Source organism: Sediminicoccus rosea, from assembly GCF_033547095.1.
GTDB lineage: Bacteria > Pseudomonadota > Alphaproteobacteria > Acetobacterales > Acetobacteraceae > Roseococcus > Roseococcus rosea.
In genome coordinates this window covers 3465733-3485013 of the sequence record NZ_CP137852.1, presented here as the reverse complement: position 1 = coordinate 3485013, position 19281 = coordinate 3465733, and the positions used below count along the sequence as shown (strand labels likewise).

The window sequence follows — 19281 nt, the reverse complement described above, 5'->3', positions numbered from 1 at the left end:
GGCCGCGCAACGTCGCGTGCCATTTCGGAGGAAGCAAACCATGAATCGTCGTCACCTTCTGGCCAGTGCCGCCGCCGGCACCCTCGGGCTGCTGGCGGCCCCCGCTGTGCAGGCGCAGGATGCCTGGCCGCGCGGCCGGCCGATCCGCGTCATCTGTCCCTGGCCGCCGGGTGCGGCAAATGACGCGTTGGCGCGGCTGACGGCGGCGCGCTTGCAAGAAAAACTGGGTGCGACCGCGGTGGTCGAGAACCGGACCGGCGGCGCCGGACTGATCGGCACCAATGCCGTTCTCCAGGCGGCCCCCGATGGCTACACGCTGCTTGCCTCGGCCTTCAACACGGCAGTGATGCCACTGGTGCTGCGCGGTGCGAATTTTGATCCGCAGCGCGATCTTGAGGTGATGGCCCGCACGGCGGCGGCGCCGTTGGTCATGGTGATGAGCGCTCAGCGCCCGCAGCGCACACTGGCCGAGGTGATCGCGGCCGCGAAGGAGCGGCCGCGCGAATGGAATTTCGCACTGTCCTCGCTTGGTTCGGCCGGTCATCTGGCAACTATCGAGTTCCTGCGCCGCAGCGGTGTACAGATCGATACCGTGACCTATCGTGGTACCCAGCCCGCACTGACCGATCTGATGGGCGGGAATGCGCAGCTTCTTATTGACCCGAGCTTCGCACTTCTGCCGGCGGCAGCCGACGGCCGCGTGCGCGCGCTTGGGATCGCGACGGCAGGACGCTCGAGCCTGGCCCCTGACGTACCGACCATGGGGGAGGCAGGCCTGCCCGGCTACCAGTTCCAGTCGTGGTATGGAGTCTGGGCCCCGAAGGGCACACCGGCCGAGATCAACCAGCGCGTGAACGCCCTGATGCAGGAGACGATGCGCGAGCCCGCCATCGTGGAGCGGCTGAAGAGCCAAATCCTCGAACCTGTGACGGAGACCATCGAGGAGACGCGGCGCTTTATCGCCGGGGAGATCAACCGTGCGACCGAGCTTCTGCGCAGCGTTAGCTACCAGCCTGAGTAAGGGAGATAGGCGTACGGAAGAGGCGCATACGCTACATCGATGCGAGCGGGCGCCATCCAGACGCGCCTGGAAGTTCCGGATGCCGTGCGTGGTGGGTGAGTTCACGCGCGAAGCGCTTGCGATCCGTCTGGCGCGGAGGCTGACCTCGTCAGATGTGATCGATATGCTGGCAGAGTTGTTCCTCACGCACGGGACGCCCGCACTAATGCGCCCGCACCCAGGGGCCAGAGTTCATTGCCGAGGCGGTGAAGGCGTGGATCGCCGGTGTTGGTGCACGCTCCGCCTATATCGAGAAGGCGAGCCAGTGGGAGAACCGGTGTGTCGAATAGCGCAACGACAAGCTGCGCGGCGAACTGGCGAACGGCGAGGTGTTCAACACGCTAAGGGAAGCCCTGGCGCTGATCGAGGACTCGTGCCGGCACTGTAGTCGGCTCCGGCCGCATTCATCGCTGGGCTTCCGCCCGCCGATGCGAGAGGCGGTGCCGATGTCCAGGGCGCAGTCCCGCTCAAGAGCAGTTCGGGTCGCGATGGACCACTAAAACTGCGCATGGATCATATGTTGGGGGTTGGTCACCCTGTCGCGCAAAAGTAATCAGCGCCTTGAGGAATAAAACCAAATCCTGCCGATCAGCATCGGTGGACCCGGCCGGGCAGTCCGATGGACATGATGCGCAAGGGCTGCTCGATCACGCGGTTCCAGCAGAAGCAGCATGGCCTGCCCAGGTGGTCGTGATCAGTGAAGATTCTGTTGGATAGCCAGTTGTCGCCTATGAACACCCAAACGTCGTCCGTCACATTCAACTCTGAGTACTTCGCAGGCAGCGGCAGCACGGTGATGCTGGCGGGCACCTCGCAGTCGGCTGACAGCGGCTATCTGGCTTGACGCAATAGCAGCACCGCGTGCTGCGACGGTGGGAATCGGCAGGGACGCCTTAAAGTGTCCTGTGATCTGGCATCTCGCTAGCTCCTTGGCTGCGCTTTGTTCGTCGACGTTCGGCCAAGTTCGTGGGCAGCCAAATCACGACGGCCCCCAATCCGGCCCCAAAGAACAATAGCCGCACAAAGTGACTATAGGCTGGGTGCTGTAATTTGGTGACTTCTCGAGGGTACGACTGGAGCAGCGGTGGGAACCGGAGAGACAACTCTCTCTGGGTGTTGCTCGGGTGATGGCACCGCCCGAGACGACCACCGGGCTTCGGACGCCTGATCAAGCAGGGCACGGCCAGACCGCGCACCCCGCTAATGCGCCTCCGTCGTGAACGCGGCGCCCGCCCGACCTAGGGCGTCGTGGCGGGCTGACCAAGAATCATCGCAGCGGCCTTCACGGCGATCATCATCGTCGTGGCATTCGTATTGGCTGAGACGATCCGCGGCATCACCGAGGCATCGGCCACGCGCAGCGCGTCGATGCCGCGCACGCGAAGCTCCGGCGTCACGGGTGCGCCGTCGCTGCCCATGCGGCAGGTGCCGCACAGGTGATAGACGGTCGATCCCTTCGCCTGCGCATAGGCGAGCAGCGCATCGTCGCTGACCTGCGCGGGTCCAGGCGCGGTCTCTTCCGCCGACCACGGCGCGAGGGCGCGCGTGCCCATGAGCCGGCGTGCGACCCGCAGCCCCGCGACGGCCGCCGCGCGATCTTCCGGCGCCATCAGGTAGTTCGGCTGGATCGCCGGTGCCTGGCGCGGATCGGCGCCGGTGGCGCGCACGGAACCCCGGCTTTCCGGCCGACACTGCCAGACGCCGATGGTCATGCCCGGCACGTCCTGCAGCTGCCCCGTCACGCCTTCCTCGGAGTAGGAGGCAGGGGTGAAGACGAATTGCAGGTCGGGCTCCTCCAGCGTGTCGCGCGACCGGACGAAGGCGCCGGCATGGGCGGGGCTGTAGGCGAGCATGCCGCGGCGCGTGAGCAGCCAGCGCGCCATCTCCCACCACAGGCGCGGCGGGCGCGCCTGTTCGTTCAGCGTCACCGGGCGGGTGACGCGATGGACCACGCGCATGGCGTAGTGGTCCTGGAGGTTCTCCCCGACACCGGGATTGTCGGCGATGACCGGCACGCCCAGCGCATGCGACAGCGCCGCCGGGCCGAGGCCCGAGACCTGCAACAGCTGCGGCGAGCCGATCGCCCCCGCGGCGAGCACGATGTCTCCGGCCGCATGCGCCGTCAGGGTCTGGCCGTCGCGGGTGAAGGTGATGCCGATGGCGCGGCCCGCGGCCGTCTCGATGCGCAGCACCTGCGCACCGGTAACGACGCGCAGGTTGGCGCGGTGGCGCACCGGGGCGAGGAAGGCGCTCGCCGCGCTGAAGCGGCGGCCGCGGCGGATGCTGCGCTGGTAGGTGAAGACGCCCTCCTGCGCCGCGCCGTTGTAGTCCGGGTTGCGCGCCAGGCCGCATTCGGCGCCGCCCTCGAGGAAGTCCGCCACGATCGGATGCAGCGCGGGGATGTCCGAGATATGCTGCGGCCCGCCGGCGCCGCGATGCGCGTCGTCGCGGTAGTCCTCGAGGCTGCGGAAATGCGGCAGCACATCCGCATGCGACCAGCCGCGGCAGCCCGCCTGCGCCCAGTCGTCGAAATCCCGCGCCGATCCGCGCACCCAGAGATGCCCGTTGATCGCCGAGGAACCGCCCAGCACGCGCCCGCGCGGCGTATGGATCGTGCGCCCGTTCACGCCGGGGCCGGGTTCGGTGGCAAAATTCCAGTTGAAGCGCGGATCGCGGAAGGTCTTCAGGAAGCCGGCCGGCACATGGAGGTAGGGGTGTCGCGCCTCGCCGCCCGCTTCCATCAGCAGCACGCGGCGGCGCGGATCGGCCGAGAGGCGGTTGGCCAGCACGCAGCCCGCGCTGCCGGCGCCGACGATGATGTGGTCCCAGTCGCCCTCGAAGCGCTCGGCCGTCATGCCGCCGCAGCGAGGGTCGGTGCGCTGCCGGCGACGCAGGTGCGCACCATGGTGCGGCGTTCTGTCGTCGTCGCGAAGGGCGTGGCCCGATGCAGCACGGCGCGGTTGTCCCACATGACCAAGTCATGTGGGCGCCACGTGTGCGCGTAGGTGAAGGCCGGCTGCGTCGCCAGCGCCATCAGCCGGTCGATCAGCGCGCGGGACTCCGCCTCGTCCATCCCCTCGATGCTGCGGGCATGCGCGCCGAGATAGAGCGCCGGGCCATGCGGGTTCTCCTCGAGCACCAGCGCCTGGCGCACCGGGGGGTGCTGGCGGCGCTCGGCCTCGGTCACCAGCGCGGGATCGACGCGGCTGCGCGACCAGCCGAAATCGTGGATCGCGACGCGACCGCGCAAGGCGTCCTGCTCGGCCGGGTCGAGTGCGGCGAAGGCCGCGCGCATGGAGGCGAATTCGGTGTCGCCGCCGGCCGAGGGAATCTCCCGCGCCGACAGCAGCGAGGCGCGCGCCGGCACAGGCTTGAACGACGAATCATGGTGCCAGAGCCGGTTCGCCTTGTTGTTCAGCACCTGCGTGTCGGTGGGCGCCGTGATCGCGCCGTCCGGGCCGACATTGGACAGGATGATCACCGGGCTGCCCGCCCCGGGGGCGCCGGCGCGGGTGCGTTCCAGCGGCCCGAACCCCTCGCTGAAGGCGATCTGCGCTGCGTCGTCGATCCGCTGGTCGGGAAAGACCAGCACCGAGAAGCGATCGAGCGCGTCCCGCAACTCGACCATCCGCGCCGCGTCCACGCCGCGGGCGATGTCGATGCCGGTGATGCGGGCGCCGAGGATGGGGGTGAGCGGGGTTGTCTCGATCATGGGGCGTCTCCTGCTGCGTCCAGAATGGCGCCGCGCCGCGGTGCCGCGCCAGCCGGCATCTTCGCAAAACACCCTGCTGTCAGGCGGCAGGATCCGCGACGGCGCGCAGATACGCCACGAAGGCGGCGATCTTGGCCGGCACGCGGTCGGCGCGCAGGTGCACGGCATGAATCTCGGCCTGGTAGCGTTCCGGCCAGGCGGGAAGTCCTGGTAGCAGCGGCGTCAGGCGGCCGCTGTCCACGTCCTCGCGGAGCATCCATTTGGGCAGCAGCACCAGGCCCATGCCGTCCAGCGCGGCCTGGCGCAGCGCCTCCCCGCTGTTGGAGCGGAACGGGCCGGACACCGCGACATCCTGTCGCGTGCCCTCGGCGGTGGTGAAGACCCAGACCGGCGCCTCATCCGCCTCGCGATAGGTCAGGCAGGGGTGGTGCAGGACAGCGTCTGGCGTGGCCGGGGCGCCGTGCCGGGCGATGTAGCCGGGGCTGGCACAAAGGATTCGCCGACCCGAGGCCAGGCGATGCCCGATGAACGACTTTCCCCCCGGCAGGCCGAGGCGGATCACCAGGTCCACGCCGTGCGTCGGCACCAGGCCGGTCTGCTCGGTCAGCGCCAGGTCGATCTCCACGCGCGGATGCGCCGCGCGGAAGCCGGCGAGGTGCGGCACCACGTGACGCAGCGCATAGGAGCGCCGCGCGACGATGCGCAGCGTGCCGCTGGCTTCCTCGTGCATCTCGCGCGCCTCGATCATCGCGGCGTCGAGGCCTTCCAGCAGCGGCGTCATGCGAGCCGCGAGGCGCCGTCCCGCCTCGGTCGGTGCGACATGGCGCGTGGTGCGGTCGAACAGCCGCAGCGCGAGGTCGTCCTCCAGCTCACGCAGCGCCCGCGACGCCGCGGTTGCCGACAAGCCGAGCGAGCGTCCCGCCGCCGCGATGCCGCCGCGTTCGAGGGTGCGCAGGAAAAGCCGGAAAGCGGTCAGCCGGTCCATGCGGCGATGCTAGTGCCACTGTGCCAGCGCAGGAAGCCGGGTAGAACGCTCTACGGCACGAAGGAGGACCGTGGGTCCGGCGATTGGGAGCGTCCTTCGCACGGACTGTTGGCGGAGGAGGCGCGACTCGGTACAGGCGGTCTCTAGGCTGGAGCCTTGGAGACTGAGCAAGGGGCGACGCACCATTATTCTGCAGCCGCGGGTTCCAGTGCGCTGGGTCCCAAGGCTTCGTCGATCGAAGTCTTCGTCCGGCAGACACAGAGGATCGACCGCGCACGTAGTGAGGCTGTTTCGGCCCTCGTTGCTCCGGCGCCATAGCCAGCCCGTGCACAAGAATCGCGGAATACCTGCGCCTGTCAGCGGTGGCTGCCGATGAACGATTCGTTGCCAGGCTACGTCGCCGCGCCTTGCTCGGGAGCCGAGTAGACCAGTCCTTATCCCAGCCGCACAGTAGTCGCTCGACCAGGATCGGCACGTGGCAGACTTGCTTGGCGCTATATGCTGGCCGACGTGCCAGGCCAAGGCGTTGGGGTCAAAGATGCTGATCGCAGCACATGGCTTTAGTTAGAGGTAGGGGACCTGAAGCAGGGGAACGGCCCGCTGCACTAGGCGCGAGGCGAAGGTGTGCCGCAGATCGTGGAAGTGCAAATCCGCGATCCCGGCCGCCTTCAGCGCAGCCGCCCAAGACTTCTTGAAGTCACCCATGGGGGCCCAAATTTCGGCCCCCCGCACTTGCCACTGGAAAACGGGGGTGTCGGGCCGCGTGTCCGGCGCCCCTTCCTTCAGTCGCTCCAAGAGGGCGCGAAGCCTCTTCGACATGGGGATGCCCCGGGGCTCGCCGCCCTTCGTGAAGTAAAGTCGCACGATCCCGCGCGGCTGCTGCTGCAAATCCACGTCGCGCCACCGCAGGCCCGTCATCTCACCCTTGCGAGCGCCCGTCTCGATGACGAACACGATCATGTCTTGAAGCCAGGGAGGGGAGGCAGCCAGAAGGGCATCCTCTTCCTCTGTCGTTAGCCAGCGAACCCGAGCGTCATCCGCCACTGTCGGGGAAAATGTCGGGACCGTGTTGCCGGCGCCCGCCTCAGCGGCGAAGGCCAGAACCGCCTTGAGCTGCCCCAGGTATCGCTTCGCGGTGTTCGCCTTGACGGGACCCTTGCCGCCACCCCGCCCGGCCAGAAGGGCGCCCCACCATTCGGCACAGGCCGCGTTGTTGATCGCGGAAACCGGCCGTGACGGTCCGAAGTAGTCCCGGATCATGCCGAGATAGATGAGGTAATTGGCGACCGCTGCCGGCTTGGACCGGGGCATGAGGCGTTCCGCGACGTATCGCTCCATCGCTACCTCAAGGCTCATCTTCACCAGATTGCCGGACGCGTTGATTCGCGCCTCAGCCTCAGCCCGCATCCGAGCCTCAGCGGCCTTTGCCTCTCTGAGGTTGCGGACCCCTGGAATGGTTTGGTTGACGCGCTGCCCGGCGACGATGAAGTCGCAAACGAAGGCGACGCCCTTCTTTCCCTCTCGCTTGTAAACCGCCACGCGGAAAACTCCCGACAAAAATCCCGACAGGCCAGAATCCGACGATGCGTGGAGCTGGTCAACTGCGATGATTTTCTGAGAGGAATACAAGGGGGTAAGACTGGAGCAGCGGTGGGAACCGGAACCCAACCTTCTCTGGCCGTCGTGAGACATATCTCGCCGGCTGCGTCACCTCCCCCGACATTCTTTGTCACGTGCAGGAGAAGCAACGTCACCATCTGTCCGGCACACAGGTTCCAGAAGCACGGAATGATCCGGCGCTCCATCAAGGAACCAACCGATGCGCTCCTCACTCATTCTCGCCGCCGCCCTCGCTATGCTCACCACGGGCGCATTCGCGCATGATCCTTCCGGCCGGCCGGAAGAGGGAAACTTCGTTCCGCATGTGACGGGAACGACCGGAGACGGCCGGCCCGAGATCCATCGCCCGGATGCCTCGTCGCACACGGGTGCTTCGGCAGGCGTTGCGAGCAACCCCGCTGGCGCTCAGGACGGCACAATCGTCCGCAGCGGTCCGGGACGCGGCAACCTGGGTGTCCCGGCGCATGGCGCTGTTGTGGGCAACGAGGACGGGCGCCCCGTGATGGATCACAGCAACGCTCCCGCGCGCAGCCGCTGACGCCACCAACCGGGCGGGCAGATACGAATCCAGCCCGCCCCAAACCTCAGTCAGGTATCGTCCATGAATCGTCGTCAATTCCTCGCCACCGGGGCCGCTGTCGCCCTGCCGCTGCCGGCCTTGGCCCAAACGGAGCCGGACATCATCCGGGCCGTCACCCGCCAGATCGAGGTGAAAGGCCGTTCCGCTCGCGTCTTCGGGCTGGTGGACCGGAATGGCCGTCCGGGCTGGTCCCGCCGTGCCGGCGAGGGTTTCGCCGTGCGCCTCGTCAACGAGACGACTGAGCCGACCGGGATACATTGGCACGGGCCGACGCCGCCCTGGCGTCAGGACGGCGTGCCGGGCGTCTCGATGGAGCCCATCCCGCCTGGTAGCAGCCAGGAGTTCCGCTTTCCGCTCGACCGTCCGGCAACGCACTGGATGCACAGCCATCTCGGCCTCCAGAAGCAGGCCCTGATGGCGGCGCCCCTCATTGTGCGGCCCACCAATGCGCGGGACGAGCAGGAGGTCGTGATCCTGCTACAGGATTTCAGCTTCACTCCGGCCGACGAATTGCTGGCGCGGCTGTTGGGTGGCCCGGCTGAGGCGGCACCTCATGGCGGCGGCGCGGCGCACATGCCGGCGCCTGCGCCCCACGCGGCCATGGGGGGCATGGGCATTGTGGACCGGCTCCGTCGCCTGGTCGGGCTCGGCCGTGGCGGCATGGCGATGGACATCAATGACATCGAGTTCGATGCCTACCTCGCCAATGACAGGACGCTGGACGACCCGGAAGTGATCGCCGTAGAACGGCGCGGGCGGGTGCGCTTGCGGATCATCAATGGCGCGTCGGCGACTGGCTTCCACCTTGATCTTGGCGCGGTCACGGGGACCCTCGTCGCGGTGGATGGCGAAGACCTAGCCGAACCCCTCCGGGTATCCACACTGCCCCTCGCCGTCGCACAGCGCGCCGACGTACTGCTCTACCTGCCGGAAGGCGGCGCTGCGTTGCCGATCCTCTTCCGTCGGGAGGGAGCACGGGAGCGTACCGGGGTGATTCTTCAGCCACCTGGGGCGGCCATTTCGCGCCTGGATGGAATGGGCGCGGCCACGCCTGCACTTGGGTTGGAGCTCGAGGCACGTCTCCGCGGCCCTTCAGCGCCGGCGCGCGCCTCGCGCACGGTCATCATGCCGCTGACAGGGGATATGGCCGCCTATCGCTGGGGCATGGGCGATGGCAGCCCGATTCAGCTGCGCCGCGGCGAACGCCTTGAGATCGAGATGCGCAACACCACGATGATGTCCCATCCTATGCATCTGCACGGCCATCACTTTCAAGTCGTGGCCATCGAGGGCCGCCGCCTCGCCGGCGCATTGCGTGACACCGTTCTGGTGCCTCCCATGCAGCGCGTGACCATCGGCTTCACGGCCGAAAATCCGGGGCCGTGGCCGTTCCATTGCCACCACCTCTACCACCAGGTGCGCGGCATGGAGACGTTGCTCCGCTATGCCTGACACACTTTGTCATGATCCAGAGCGGTCTTGTCGCACTTCGTTTGGCAAACAGGGATGGTCCGGAGTTCCACACATGCGCCACATCCTGTTGATCACGGCGGCCCTCACATGGGCCGTGCCCGGCCATGCCGCGGATATCCGAGCCGGCTTCCAGGCGGCGATCGAGTTGAATGCCGAACTGCGCGGCCTTGTCGCCCAGCGCGCGGTGATCGAGGCACGTCGGCAGGGGGCGCAGGCATTTCTACCGGCCGCGCCCTCCATCAGCCCGTCCTGGCGCACCACCACGTTCACGCAGCGCACCGGCTTTCAGGAATTCGAGATCGGCGGCGAGGTGCCGGTATGGCTCCCGGGCGAATCGCGCGCGCTGCGCGGCAGCGTGGAGGCGCAGACGGCGCAGCTCGATGCCCGAATTGCCGAGGCGCGCATCACCCTGGCCGCTCTCGTGCGGGAGGCCTATTGGGCCTGGGCGGCGGCCAATGCCGAGCGCGAGGCGGCACAGGCGCGGGTCACTTCGGCGCGGGCGCTGGAGCGTGATCTCACTCGCCAGGTCGGCGCGGGGCAGGTTCCGCGCGCCGACCTCCTGCTGGCCGCCGCCGACGCACGGGACGCCGAGGCGATGTTGACGACCGCGGCCGGTGCCGCACGCGATGCCGCCATCGCCTTTCGCACGCTCACCGGCACCAACCCCACGCAGGGGCAACCCGAACGCGCGGCCCCGCCACCCTCGGGCGAGGCGGCCCTACGTGCCCTTCCCGCCGCCATCGTGGCCCGCACTTCGCAGGATTTGGCGCGGGCGGAGGAGCGACTCGCGCAGGTCCGGGATCGTGCAAATCCTGCCGTCTTCGGCGGCTGGCGCCGAGAGCGCGATGCAACCGGCGCCCCTTACGTTGACAGGCTCCTGATCGGCGTCCGCATTCCCTTTGCCTACGCGCCGCAGGTGAACGAACGCATTGCCACGGCGCGAGCGGAGGCGACACTGGCGGAGGCGACGCTGGCGACCGTCGCGCGCACCCTGGCGGGCGCCGATGCACGCGCCCGCGCTCAGGCCGGGGACGCCGCCGCCATCGCCGGCCTCGCCGAGCAGCGTCACCGCGCGCTGGCCGAGCAGGCGGGCCTCGGTGAAGCCTCCTACCGGGCCGGCAATCTTCCTTTCGCGGAGGTCGTCCGCGTCCGTGCGCAAATCGCCCAGGCCGACGCGCAGCGCCGCCGCGCCCGCGTCGAGCAGGGGCGCGCCGCCTCCACCATCAACCAGACCCTGGGCCTGGAGCCACAATGATCCGATACATCTTTCTGGCCATGACGCTGATCCTCGGCGTCATGGGTCCCGCCCCGGCCCATCCCGGGCATGATGACGATAGCACAGCTGTGGCGACCGCCCTGCCACGCGCGGAGACGCACAGTGATCTGTTCGAAATCGTCTCCGTCCTGCAGCCCGGTGGTGTGCTCACCATCTACGCGGATCGCTGGTCCGACAACGCGCCAGTGGATGGCAGCGTGACGCTTACGATCGATGGCCAGGAGGTGGCGGCGGAGCGGCAGGGCATCGGCCTCTTTGTCGTGCGCTCTCCGCTTCTGGCTCGACCCGGGCCACGCGACGTGGTGTTCACCGTGAGCGCCGGCGAGGAGATGGACCTCCTGACAGCGCGGCTTGATGTGCCCGAACTCGCCACGACCCAGGGCGCGGCGGCTTCGGCGTTGGCGTTGCTTCGCGGCACCGCGACGCAGCTGGCACTCGGCGCCTTGCTGCTGGTGGTGGGCGTGCTGCTGGGCCGCAGCTCCGTCCGCCGGCCGCTGCCCGCGATGGTGGAGGAGGATGAAACGACCCCGGCGCCCGTGCCCACCAAGCCCGTTTCGGTGGAAGCACCCGCGCGGCACGTCGCCGCACTGGGCCTCGGCCTCGCACTGCTCGCCGCGCCCGCCTGGGCCGATCCTGGCCACGGCTCGGCGCCAGGCTCGACCTCCACCTTCGAGGCGCCCCGCCGTCTGGAGGATGGCGCGATCTTCATGCCCAAGGGTTCGCAGCGCCTGCTGACGATCCGCACGCAGGTGACGGCCAGCGGTGATGCATCGGCCTCCATCCGCATGGTCGGCACGCTGGTGCCCGATCCCAACGCCTCCGGCCGGGTGCAATCCTCCCAGCCCGGGCGGCTGGAGCCCACCGAGCGCGGCTTTCCCATCTTGGGGCAGCGCGTCGAGCGCGGTGACGTGCTGGCCTTCGTGCTGCCGACCTACAGCGCGGCCGAGCGCGGCGGGCTGGTGCAGAACGCCGCGGAACTGGATGCGCAGATCACGATCCTCGACGCGCGCGTGCGTCGTCTCGTTGCATTGCGCGGCAGCGTCTCTGAACGCGAAATCTCCGAGGCGCAGGCCGAGCTCGCCGGCGCGCGGCAGCGCCGCCTGGCCATCCAGCCGGCCTTATCGGGCCGTGAGCCGTTGGTGGCGCCGGTTTCCGGCGTGGTCTCCGTCGTGCGAGGCGCGGTGGGGCAGCTGGTGGACAGCCAAGTCTCTGTCTTCGACATCGTCGATCCTTCGCGTCTCTGGGTGGAGGCGCTGGCCTTCGAACGCCAGGGGCTGGACCGCGTCGCCGGCGCCACCGCCACGCTGGCCGATGGCCGGACCGTGGAGCTCACGTTCATGGGCCGCGGATTGACTGTGCGGCAGCAGGCCGTGCCGGTGAACTTCCGTGTGGAAAGCCCGCCGGCGGACTCACCCATCGGTTCCTCGGTCATGGTCACGTTGCGCACCGCGCGGCAGGTGCAGGGCATTGTCCTGCCGGCCGATGCGGTGGTGCGCTCCGCCGAAGGCCCACCCGTTGTGTTCGAGCATGCAACGGCCGAGCGCTTCGTGCCGCGCCAGGTGCGCGTGCAGCCGCTGGATGGCACGCGGGTGGTCGTGACGGCTGGGCTGGAGGCCGGGCGACGCGTCGTCGTCCAGGGCGCCGGCCTCATTGCTCAGGTGCGCTGAGCCATGTTCTTCAACGCCCTCGTCGGCTTCTCGCTGCGCAACCGGCTCTTCGTGCTGGTCGCCGCATTGCTCGTCTCCGCCTATGGCACGTGGACGCTCACCCGCATGCCCGTGGATGTCTTCCCGGACCTGAACAAGCCCACCGTCACCCTGATGACCGAGGCGGAGGGCTTCGCGCCGGAGGAGGTCGAGCAGCTCGTCTCCTTCCCAATTGAGACGGCTGTGAACGGTCTGCCCGGCGTCACGCGCGTGCGCTCCGTGTCCTCTGTCGGGCTGTCCATCGTCTTCGTCGAGTTCGACTGGGGCGCGGACATCTGGCGCGCGCGCCAGCAGGTGAGCGAGCGGCTGAACCAGATCCAGGGACAGCTGCCGCCGCGTGTGCTGCCTTCCATGGCCCCCGTCTCGTCGATCATGGGCGAGATCATGCTGGTGGCGCTGACGGCACCGGCCGATGGCAGCGTCACACCGATGCAGCTGCGCGAGATCGCCGATTGGGTGATGCGGCCGCGACTGCTGACCATTCCCGGGATCAGCCAGGTGATCCCCATCGGCGGCGAGGTGCGGCAGTTCCGCGTCATGCCCGACATGGAGCGGCTGCATGCGCTGGACCTGACGCATGAGCAGATGGTGGCAGCCCTGCGCCAGTTCGGCGTCAATGCCGGCGGCGGCTATGTCGACCAGGCGGGGCGCGAGTTCCTGATCCGCAACATCGGCCGCACCACCTCGCTGGAGGATCTCCGCAACGCGACCGTGGGCTTCCGCGAAGGCCAGCCCATCGCGCTGCGCCAGGTGGCGACGGTCGAGTTCGGTGCCCGCTTCAAGCGCGGCGATGCCGGGGTGGATGGCGCACCGGCGGTGATCCTGGGCATCGGCAAGCAGCCTGGCGCCGATACCATCCGCCTCACCCGCGCCGTCGAGGCGGCGCTGGCCGAACTGCAGCGCGGCATGCCGCGCGGCGTGGTCGCCGACCGCATCAAATTCCGGCAGGCCGGCTTCATCGAGCAGAGCATCGCCAACCTCCAGCAAGTGCTGGCGGAGGCGTTCATCGTCGTCGCGATCGTGTTGTTCGCCTTCCTGTTGAACGTGCGCACAACCTTCATCTCGCTCACCGCGATCCCGCTCTCGATCCTGCTTACGGCAATTCTCTTCGCGGCCTTCGGCCTGTCGATCAACACCATGACGCTCGGCGGTATTGCCATTGCCGTGGGGGAACTGGTGGACGACGCGGTGGTGGACGTGGAGAACATCTTCCGCAGGCTGCGCGAGAACCGGGACAAGGCCGTCCCCGATTCCGCGCTGCATGTGATCGCCGCCGCGAGCTCCGAGGTTCGCTCGGGTATCGTCTACGCCACCCTGATCATCGTCCTGGTGTTCCTGCCGCTCTTCGCCCTGTCAGGCATAGAGGGGCGGCTCTTCGCGCCGCTCGGCATTGCCTACATCGTCTCCATCCTGTGTTCCTTGCTGGTCTCCATCACGGTGACGCCCGTGCTGTGCTACTATCTGCTGCCGCGCATGAAGCGCATGGCGCATGGCGACGGATGGCTGGTGCGCAAGCTCAAGGCCGGCAATGATCGCGCACTGCGCTGGGGCTTCGGCCACCGCTCCCTTGTGCTGGGACTTGCCGCGGCGGGTGTGGCGGTGGCCGGCGTTTCCGCCGTGTATCTTCCGCGCGCCTTCCTGCCCGCCTTCAACGAGGGCACCATCGTCATCGGCCTGACCTACCAGCCCGGCATCTCGCTGGCGCAGTCCGATGCCTTGGGCACCGTCGCCGAGCGGCTCGTCATGGCCGTGCCTGAGGTAAAGGGCGTGGGCCGCCGCACCGGCCGCGCCGAGCTGGATGAACATGCCGAGGGCGTCCATACCTCCGAACTCGACCTCGACCTGCGCGAAAGCGGCAGGCCGCGCGCCGAAGTGCTGGCGGACATCCGCAGCCGGCTTTCAGCCCTGCCGGCCGCGATCAACCTCGGCCAGCCGATCTCGCACCGGCTGGACCACATGCTCTCCGGCGTGCGGGCGCAGATCGCGCTGAAGGTGTTCGGCGACGACCTCGACACGCTGCGGACGCTGTCGGAAACGCTGCGCTCGCGCCTCGCCGCCAATGTGCCTGGCCTAGCCGACCTCCAGCTTGAACGGCAGGTGCGGGTGCCGCAGCTGCGTATCGCGGTGGACCACGAACGCGCGGCGCTCTACGGCGTCTCCGCCGCGTCGCTGACCGAGACCCTGCAGTCACTGACGGGCGGGACAATCATCAGCCAGATCATGGACGGCCCGCGCCGCTTCGACGTGGTGATGCGCCTCTCCGACGCCGACCGCACCACGGCGCGGCTAGCGGAAGCCCTCGTCGAGACGCCGGGCGGCCGCGTGCCGCTCCGCATGCTTGCCACCGTCGAGGAGTCCGACGGCCCTAACCAGATCCTGCGCGAGGGCGCCCGCCGCCGCATGGTGGTGCTGGCCAACACTACGCCCGGCGCCGACATGGCCGCCGTGGTCGCCGCTATCCGGGAGGAGGTCGCCCGCATGGCCCTTCCGCCGGGCTACACGACCAGCCTCGAGGGTACCTTTCAGGCGCAGGAGGAGGCGATGCAGACCATTGGCGTCCTGGCCCTGATTTCCCTCTCGCTCATCTTCGTCGTGCTGTACTCGCGCTACCGCTCGGCCATGCTGGCCGCCATCATCATGGGCAACGTGCCGCTCGCGCTGATCGGCGCCGTGGCCGCGCTGTGGATCGCCGGCCAGCCCCTCTCGGTCGCGACCATGGTGGGCTTCGTGACGCTGACCGGCATCACGACGCGCAACGGCATCCTCAAGGTCAGCCATTACCTCAACCTCGCCCTCCATGAGGGTGAGCGATGGGGACTGGCGCTGGTGCTGCGCGGCAGCGCAGAGCGCCTGACGCCGGTGCTGATGACGGCGCTCGCTGCCGGCCTCGCCCTGATCCCGCTGGCCATCGGCGCCGATGCGCCAGGCAAGGAGATCCTGCACCCGGTGGCCGTCACCATCCTGGGCGGGCTGGTCTCGGCCACGCTGCTCGACGCGTTCGTCACGCCCATCCTGTTCCACCGCTTCGGGCGGCCCGCGTTGGAGCGGTTGCGGGCCGAGGCGGCGGAGCGCAAGGCGGTCGCCGGACAGCAACGTACGGCTCTCGAAACCTTCTGACCTTATGAGGATCATCATGACCCATCGTTGGCTTCTTCTCCTCGCCTTCCTCGCGGTCTCTACCGGGCAGGCCCTTGCCCATGGCGGGGGCCGCGGCGTCAACGGTGGCGTCATTGGCGAAATAGGCGATCGTCATGTGGAGGTGCTGGCGCGAGATGGTGAGATCCGGGTCTGGGTGCTCGACGCCCACGATCACCCGGTGACGGCGGCGGGTGCCAGCGGCAGCGTCGTCGTGTTGGCGCAGGGCAGGTCGCAGACCCTTCCCCTGGCGCTGGGCGATGGTGGCGCCTTTCTGGTCGCGCGCGGCGATTTTCGCGCTGACCGCGCTATGCGCGTCGTCGCCACACTGACGCTGCCGGGCCAGCCACAGCGTCAGGCCCGCTTCACGCCGATCGAATAACCCAGGATTGTCCGCCCATGCTTGACCCCGCCGAACGCCGGTTGCTCGCCCCTGAAGCCCATGTCCTGGTCGTTGAGGATGATGGCGAGATGCGCAATCTGGTCACGCGGCTGCTGCGCGAGGCGGGGTTCCGAGTTTCCGGCGCGCGGGACGGTCGCGAGATGTGGGAAATGCTCGACGGGCCAGCGGCCCCGCCCGACATCCTTTTGCTCGATGTGATGCTGCCAGGCGTCTCCGGGCTCGACCTGCTGCGCCGCCTGCGCGAGCGGTCCCGCATGCCGGTGATGATGCTGACGGCGCGCGGCGAGGAGATGGATCGCGTGCTGGGCCTGGAACTCGGTGCCGATGACTATGTGGCGAAGCCTTTCTCACCGCGCGAGCTGGTGGCGCGCGTGCGCGCCCTATTACGCCGCACCGCCCCGGGAGAGACCAATGCCGAATCCAGGTCCCGCCGCCTTACCTTTGCTGGCTGGGTTTTGGACACGGCACGACGTGAGCTCACTTCACCAGAGGGTGCCGTGGTGGATCTCTCCGGCGCCGAGTACGATCTTTTGATAGCATTTCTGGAACATCCGCAGCGTGTGCTGTCGCGCGAGCAGCTGCTGGAAGTGGCGAAGCGGCGCGTCGGCGTGGACCCTTTTGATCGTACGGTGGATGTGCAGGTGGGCCGGCTGCGCCGCAAAATCGAGCCTGACGACAGCAGCCCGCCGCTGATCAAGACCGTGCGCGGCGCCGGCTACGTCTTCGTGGCCGACGTGGCGCGCGCGTGAAGGTGCCTTGGCCGCGTTCGCTGGCGGGGCGGATCACGCTGCTGATGCTGGGTGGCCTGACCTTGCTGCACGTTGGGTCCATGATCGTGCACGAGCGGGCGCTGCACGGCGCCGAGAGCGGCGCGCGGCTGGAGCGCCTCGCCGAGCGCCTCTCTGCCGCTGCCGTAACGGTGGCGGCCGTGCCGGAGGCAGCGCGCGACGCCGCCGCGCATGCCTTGTCGCTGCCCGGCGTGGAACTGCATTGGGACCGCATTCCGCCGGTGCCCGAGGGCGAGCCCCCGCCATCTCTCGCGGAGGCGGCCGCGCGGCTTGGCGCCGGTGCCAGGCTGTCCTGGGACCCCAAGGCCGAGCCCGGGCACCGCGTCATGGGGGCCATTCCTCTCCCGGATGGCGCTGGCTGGGTCGTTTTCGGCGCGAGCTGGCTTGCGGCACCGGCAAACCCGATGGAGCGCGGCGCCATTGTCTCGATGGTCGCGATGGCGCTGGGAATTGGCATCGTCTCGGTGCTGGTGGTGCGCTGGATCACGCGCCCGCTGCGGCGCTTGGCCGATGCCGCCGATGGCATCGGCCATGATCTGGCGGCGCGCCCCCTAGCGACGGAGGGGCCGGTCGAGGTGCGTCATGCGGCCCTCGCCTTCAACGCCATGCAGGGCCGCATCCGCCGCCTGGTGGAGGACCGGACCGAGGCGCTGGCGGCGGTGAGCCATGATCTGCGCACCCCGCTTGCGCGCCTGCGGCTGCGCGCGGGCTTCCTCCCCGAAGGCGAGGACCGGGCGCGGATGGAGGCGGACATCGCCGAGATGGAAGCCATGGTTGCACGCACCCTGGACTACATCCGCGAGGGGCGCGACGGCGAGCCGGTCGTGCCGACGGACCTCGCTGCCATCCTGCTGACGCTAGCCTCGGACGCATCCGATGCCGGGCATGACGTGATTTATGACGGACCGGCCCGCGCCGTGTTGCCGCTGCGGCGCGTGGCGGCGAAGCGCGCCTTTTCCAACCTCGTGGACAATGCCGTGCGGCACGGCGCGCCGCCGGTGCGCCTGACCGTTCAGATCGAGCGCGACGCCCTGGTGGTGGATGTGAGCGATGGCGGGCCAGGGATCGCGCCTGATGACCGAGCCCGCGCCCTTGCGCCGTTCCAGCAACTCGACATGGCGCGCGGTGCCGGCGGGAGCGGATTAGGGCTGTCCATCGCGCAACGCTTTGCCGAGGCGAGCGGCGGCACGATCGAACTGGGCCATGCAGACCAGGGTGGATTGGCGGTGCGCATTGCCCTGCCGCGCCAACAAGGCGTCGGGCGATAGGCAGGCCTTGACCTTCCCATAATAGCAAACACCACCTCCAGTCCTGCAGCCAAGGAGGGCTGGCATCATGCTTCACATGACGATTGCCAACATGCACTGCGGCGGCTGTGCCAAGGGCGTTCGCGCCAGTTTGAGCGAGGTCGCACCCGGTGTCACCGTGGAAATCAGCCTGGAGCGCCGGGAAACCAGCCTGGACGTCCCAGACGCGGCGCCCGTGCTGGCAAAGCTGCGCCGCGACGGATGGCAAGCCGTGCCGGTTGCCGACCAGGAGATGACGGAACCGTCCTGACATCATTTGTCATCTGCGTGAGAAGCAACGTCACAATTGCGGTCGTACCGTTCTTACTACTTTTATCCATTGAAAGGTCCCACCATGCGCCGTTCCACCCTGATTGTTGCCGCCCTTGGTCTCGCGCTCGCTGGGGGTGCCGGCTTTGCCGTGGCCCAAATGCCGCATCACGGGCCAGGCCATGGTGCCGCGCAGCCGCAGGCCGGCCACAATCATGGCGCCGCCGCGCCCGCTAATGCGTCGGCGTCAACGCGGGCGTTCATGGCGGTGAACGACAAGATGCACCGTGACATGGCGATCACCTTTACCGGCAACGCCGACCGCGACTTCGCCGCCAGCATGATCCCGCACCATCAAGGTGCCATCGACATGGCTCGCGTCGCGCTGGAGTTTGGACGCGACCCGGAAGTACGGGCGCTGGCCGAAAGCATCATTCGGGATCAGGAGCGTGAGATCGCGCAAATGCGTGCGATCGTGGCCCGGCTGCCTGTGCGATGAGCGACTACGCCGCCATGAAGCGCCGCTGCATGTTTTCCGCCACTGCGGCGCTTCTGGCGGCGCCAGCGGTGGCCCAGCGGCAAGAGCATGTTGAGGTTTGGCGTGACCCCCACTGCGGCTGTTGCGCCGCCTGGGTCGAGCATCTGCGTACCGAAGGGTTCGGGGTTACAGATCGCGTCGTTCCCTCCGTCGCGCCATTCCGCCGGATGCTGGGGACGCCGGCCGATCTGCTCTCGTGCCATGCCGGCCGTGTCGCTGGCCTGGCGCTGGAGGGCCACGTGCCGGCCTTTTCGATCCGTCGCGCGCTCTCCGAGCGCCCCGCCGGCGTGATCGGCCTTGCGGTGCCTGCCATGCCAATCGGCTCGCCCGGCATGGAAATGCCCGGGCGTGAGCCCGAGACCTACGACGTGATTGCCTGGACCACTGACGGCAGGCAGCGGCCCTTCATGCGTTTCACCGGCGCCCGCGCCGTCTGACAACGAACAAGG

General features: G+C 68.5%; 17 protein-coding genes. 13 read left to right on the top strand and 4 right to left on the bottom strand.

The window, feature by feature from the left end; translation table 11 throughout:
- The first annotated feature begins 40 nt into the window (after positions 1 to 40).
- Together R9Z33_RS16860 and R9Z33_RS24770 are read left to right on the top strand one after the other, a co-directional pair.
- Positions 41 to 1021, top strand: coding sequence for a Bug family tripartite tricarboxylate transporter substrate binding protein (locus R9Z33_RS16860; RefSeq protein ID WP_318647730.1), 981 nt, complete (start codon positions 41 to 43; stop codon positions 1019 to 1021).
- Positions 1022 to 1362: 341 nt separating this feature from the next.
- Complete coding sequence (locus R9Z33_RS24770; RefSeq protein ID WP_404830687.1) at positions 1363 to 1560, top strand: integrase core domain-containing protein; 198 nt, start codon at positions 1363 to 1365, stop codon at positions 1558 to 1560.
- Positions 1561 to 2298: 738 nt separating this feature from the next.
- On the opposite strand, the gene R9Z33_RS16855 is transcribed toward R9Z33_RS24770, so the two are convergent.
- The 4 genes from R9Z33_RS16855 to R9Z33_RS16840 all read right to left on the bottom strand — a co-directional run bounded on the left by R9Z33_RS16855 (position 2299) and on the right by R9Z33_RS16840 (position 7296).
- A complete protein-coding gene (locus R9Z33_RS16855) occupies positions 2299 to 3915 on the bottom strand; it encodes a GMC family oxidoreductase (protein WP_318647729.1) in 1617 nt (538 codons plus the stop codon).
- Positions 3912 to 4772, bottom strand: a complete 861-nt coding sequence (locus R9Z33_RS16850; RefSeq protein ID WP_318647728.1) for a TauD/TfdA dioxygenase family protein — start codon at positions 4770 to 4772, stop codon at positions 3912 to 3914. The genes R9Z33_RS16855 and R9Z33_RS16850 overlap by 4 nt, the downstream gene beginning before the upstream one ends.
- A gap of 79 nt (positions 4773 to 4851) precedes the next feature.
- A complete protein-coding gene (locus R9Z33_RS16845; protein WP_318647727.1) occupies positions 4852 to 5757 on the bottom strand; it encodes a LysR family transcriptional regulator in 906 nt (301 codons plus the stop codon).
- 564 nt (positions 5758 to 6321) lie between these two features.
- On the bottom strand, positions 6322 to 7296 hold the full coding sequence (locus R9Z33_RS16840; RefSeq protein ID WP_318647726.1) for a site-specific integrase: 975 nt from the start codon (positions 7294 to 7296) through the stop codon (positions 6322 to 6324).
- A gap of 280 nt (positions 7297 to 7576) precedes the next feature.
- Here R9Z33_RS16840 and R9Z33_RS16835 point away from each other — a divergent pair, with 280 nt between their 5' ends.
- The 11 genes from R9Z33_RS16835 (at position 7577) to R9Z33_RS16785 (ending at position 19269) form a co-directional block, all read left to right on the top strand.
- Positions 7577 to 7915 carry a hypothetical protein gene (locus R9Z33_RS16835; RefSeq protein WP_318647725.1) on the top strand — a complete coding sequence of 113 codons (339 nt, stop codon included), beginning with the start codon at positions 7577 to 7579 and terminating at the stop codon, positions 7913 to 7915.
- Positions 7916 to 7978: 63 nt separating this feature from the next.
- Entirely contained in the window at positions 7979 to 9409 is a 1431-nt protein-coding gene (locus R9Z33_RS16830; protein ID WP_318647724.1) for a multicopper oxidase family protein, read from the top strand.
- Positions 9402 to 10685 carry a TolC family protein gene (locus R9Z33_RS16825; protein ID WP_318647723.1) on the top strand — a complete coding sequence of 428 codons (1284 nt, stop codon included), beginning with the start codon at positions 9402 to 9404 and terminating at the stop codon, positions 10683 to 10685. Before R9Z33_RS16830 ends, R9Z33_RS16825 begins: the two co-directional genes overlap by 8 nt.
- A 20-nt stretch (positions 10686 to 10705) precedes the next feature.
- Positions 10706 to 12373 (top strand): efflux RND transporter periplasmic adaptor subunit, encoded by a 1668-nt coding sequence (locus tag R9Z33_RS16820; RefSeq protein ID WP_318647722.1) that lies wholly within the window; start codon positions 10706 to 10708, stop codon positions 12371 to 12373.
- Positions 12374 to 12376: 3 nt separating this feature from the next.
- A complete protein-coding gene (locus tag R9Z33_RS16815) occupies positions 12377 to 15529 on the top strand; it encodes an efflux RND transporter permease subunit (RefSeq protein WP_318647721.1) in 3153 nt (1050 codons plus the stop codon).
- Positions 15530 to 15545: 16 nt separating this feature from the next.
- On the top strand, positions 15546 to 15929 hold the full coding sequence (locus tag R9Z33_RS16810; RefSeq protein WP_318647720.1) for a hypothetical protein: 384 nt from the start codon (positions 15546 to 15548) through the stop codon (positions 15927 to 15929).
- 17 nt (positions 15930 to 15946) lie between these two features.
- The gene (locus tag R9Z33_RS16805) at positions 15947 to 16699 is read left to right on the top strand and encodes a response regulator transcription factor (RefSeq protein ID WP_318647719.1); all 753 of its coding nucleotides are present in this window, start codon (positions 15947 to 15949) and stop codon (positions 16697 to 16699) included.
- A complete protein-coding gene (locus R9Z33_RS16800) occupies positions 16696 to 18006 on the top strand; it encodes an ATP-binding protein (protein ID WP_318647718.1) in 1311 nt (436 codons plus the stop codon). Before R9Z33_RS16805 ends, R9Z33_RS16800 begins: the two co-directional genes overlap by 4 nt.
- A gap of 76 nt (positions 18007 to 18082) precedes the next feature.
- A complete protein-coding gene (locus tag R9Z33_RS16795; RefSeq protein WP_318647717.1) occupies positions 18083 to 18295 on the top strand; it encodes a heavy-metal-associated domain-containing protein in 213 nt (70 codons plus the stop codon).
- Positions 18296 to 18379: 84 nt separating this feature from the next.
- Entirely contained in the window at positions 18380 to 18793 is a 414-nt protein-coding gene (gene copM, locus R9Z33_RS16790; protein WP_318647716.1) for a CopM family metallochaperone, read from the top strand.
- Positions 18790 to 19269: a DUF411 domain-containing protein gene (locus R9Z33_RS16785; protein ID WP_318647715.1), complete on the top strand. Its 480-nt coding sequence runs from the start codon at positions 18790 to 18792 to the stop codon at positions 19267 to 19269. The genes copM and R9Z33_RS16785 overlap by 4 nt, the downstream gene beginning before the upstream one ends.
- Positions 19270 to 19281 lie beyond the last annotated feature (12 nt).

Coding starts and splice junctions, on each gene's coding strand:
- R9Z33_RS16820 (WP_318647722.1), top strand. CDS start 10,706: ATGACGCTGATCCTCGGCGTCATGGGTCCCGCCCCGGCCCATCCCGGG.
- copM (WP_318647716.1), top strand. CDS start 18,380: ATGCGCCGTTCCACCCTGATTGTTGCCGCCCTTGGTCTCGCGCTCGCT.
- R9Z33_RS16815 (WP_318647721.1), top strand. CDS start 12,377: ATGTTCTTCAACGCCCTCGTCGGCTTCTCGCTGCGCAACCGGCTCTTC.
- R9Z33_RS16845 (WP_318647727.1), bottom strand. CDS start 5,757: ATGGACCGGCTGACCGCTTTCCGGCTTTTCCTGCGCACCCTCGAACGC.
- R9Z33_RS16850 (WP_318647728.1), bottom strand. CDS start 4,772: ATGATCGAGACAACCCCGCTCACCCCCATCCTCGGCGCCCGCATCACC.
- R9Z33_RS16825 (WP_318647723.1), top strand. CDS start 9,402: ATGCCTGACACACTTTGTCATGATCCAGAGCGGTCTTGTCGCACTTCG.
- R9Z33_RS16805 (WP_318647719.1), top strand. CDS start 15,947: ATGCTTGACCCCGCCGAACGCCGGTTGCTCGCCCCTGAAGCCCATGTC.
- R9Z33_RS16830 (WP_318647724.1), top strand. CDS start 7,979: ATGAATCGTCGTCAATTCCTCGCCACCGGGGCCGCTGTCGCCCTGCCG.
- R9Z33_RS16855 (WP_318647729.1), bottom strand. CDS start 3,915: ATGACGGCCGAGCGCTTCGAGGGCGACTGGGACCACATCATCGTCGGC.
- R9Z33_RS16810 (WP_318647720.1), top strand. CDS start 15,546: ATGACCCATCGTTGGCTTCTTCTCCTCGCCTTCCTCGCGGTCTCTACC.
- R9Z33_RS16795 (WP_318647717.1), top strand. CDS start 18,083: ATGACGATTGCCAACATGCACTGCGGCGGCTGTGCCAAGGGCGTTCGC.
- R9Z33_RS16835 (WP_318647725.1), top strand. CDS start 7,577: ATGCGCTCCTCACTCATTCTCGCCGCCGCCCTCGCTATGCTCACCACG.
- R9Z33_RS16860 (WP_318647730.1), top strand. CDS start 41: ATGAATCGTCGTCACCTTCTGGCCAGTGCCGCCGCCGGCACCCTCGGG.
- R9Z33_RS16785 (WP_318647715.1), top strand. CDS start 18,790: ATGAGCGACTACGCCGCCATGAAGCGCCGCTGCATGTTTTCCGCCACT.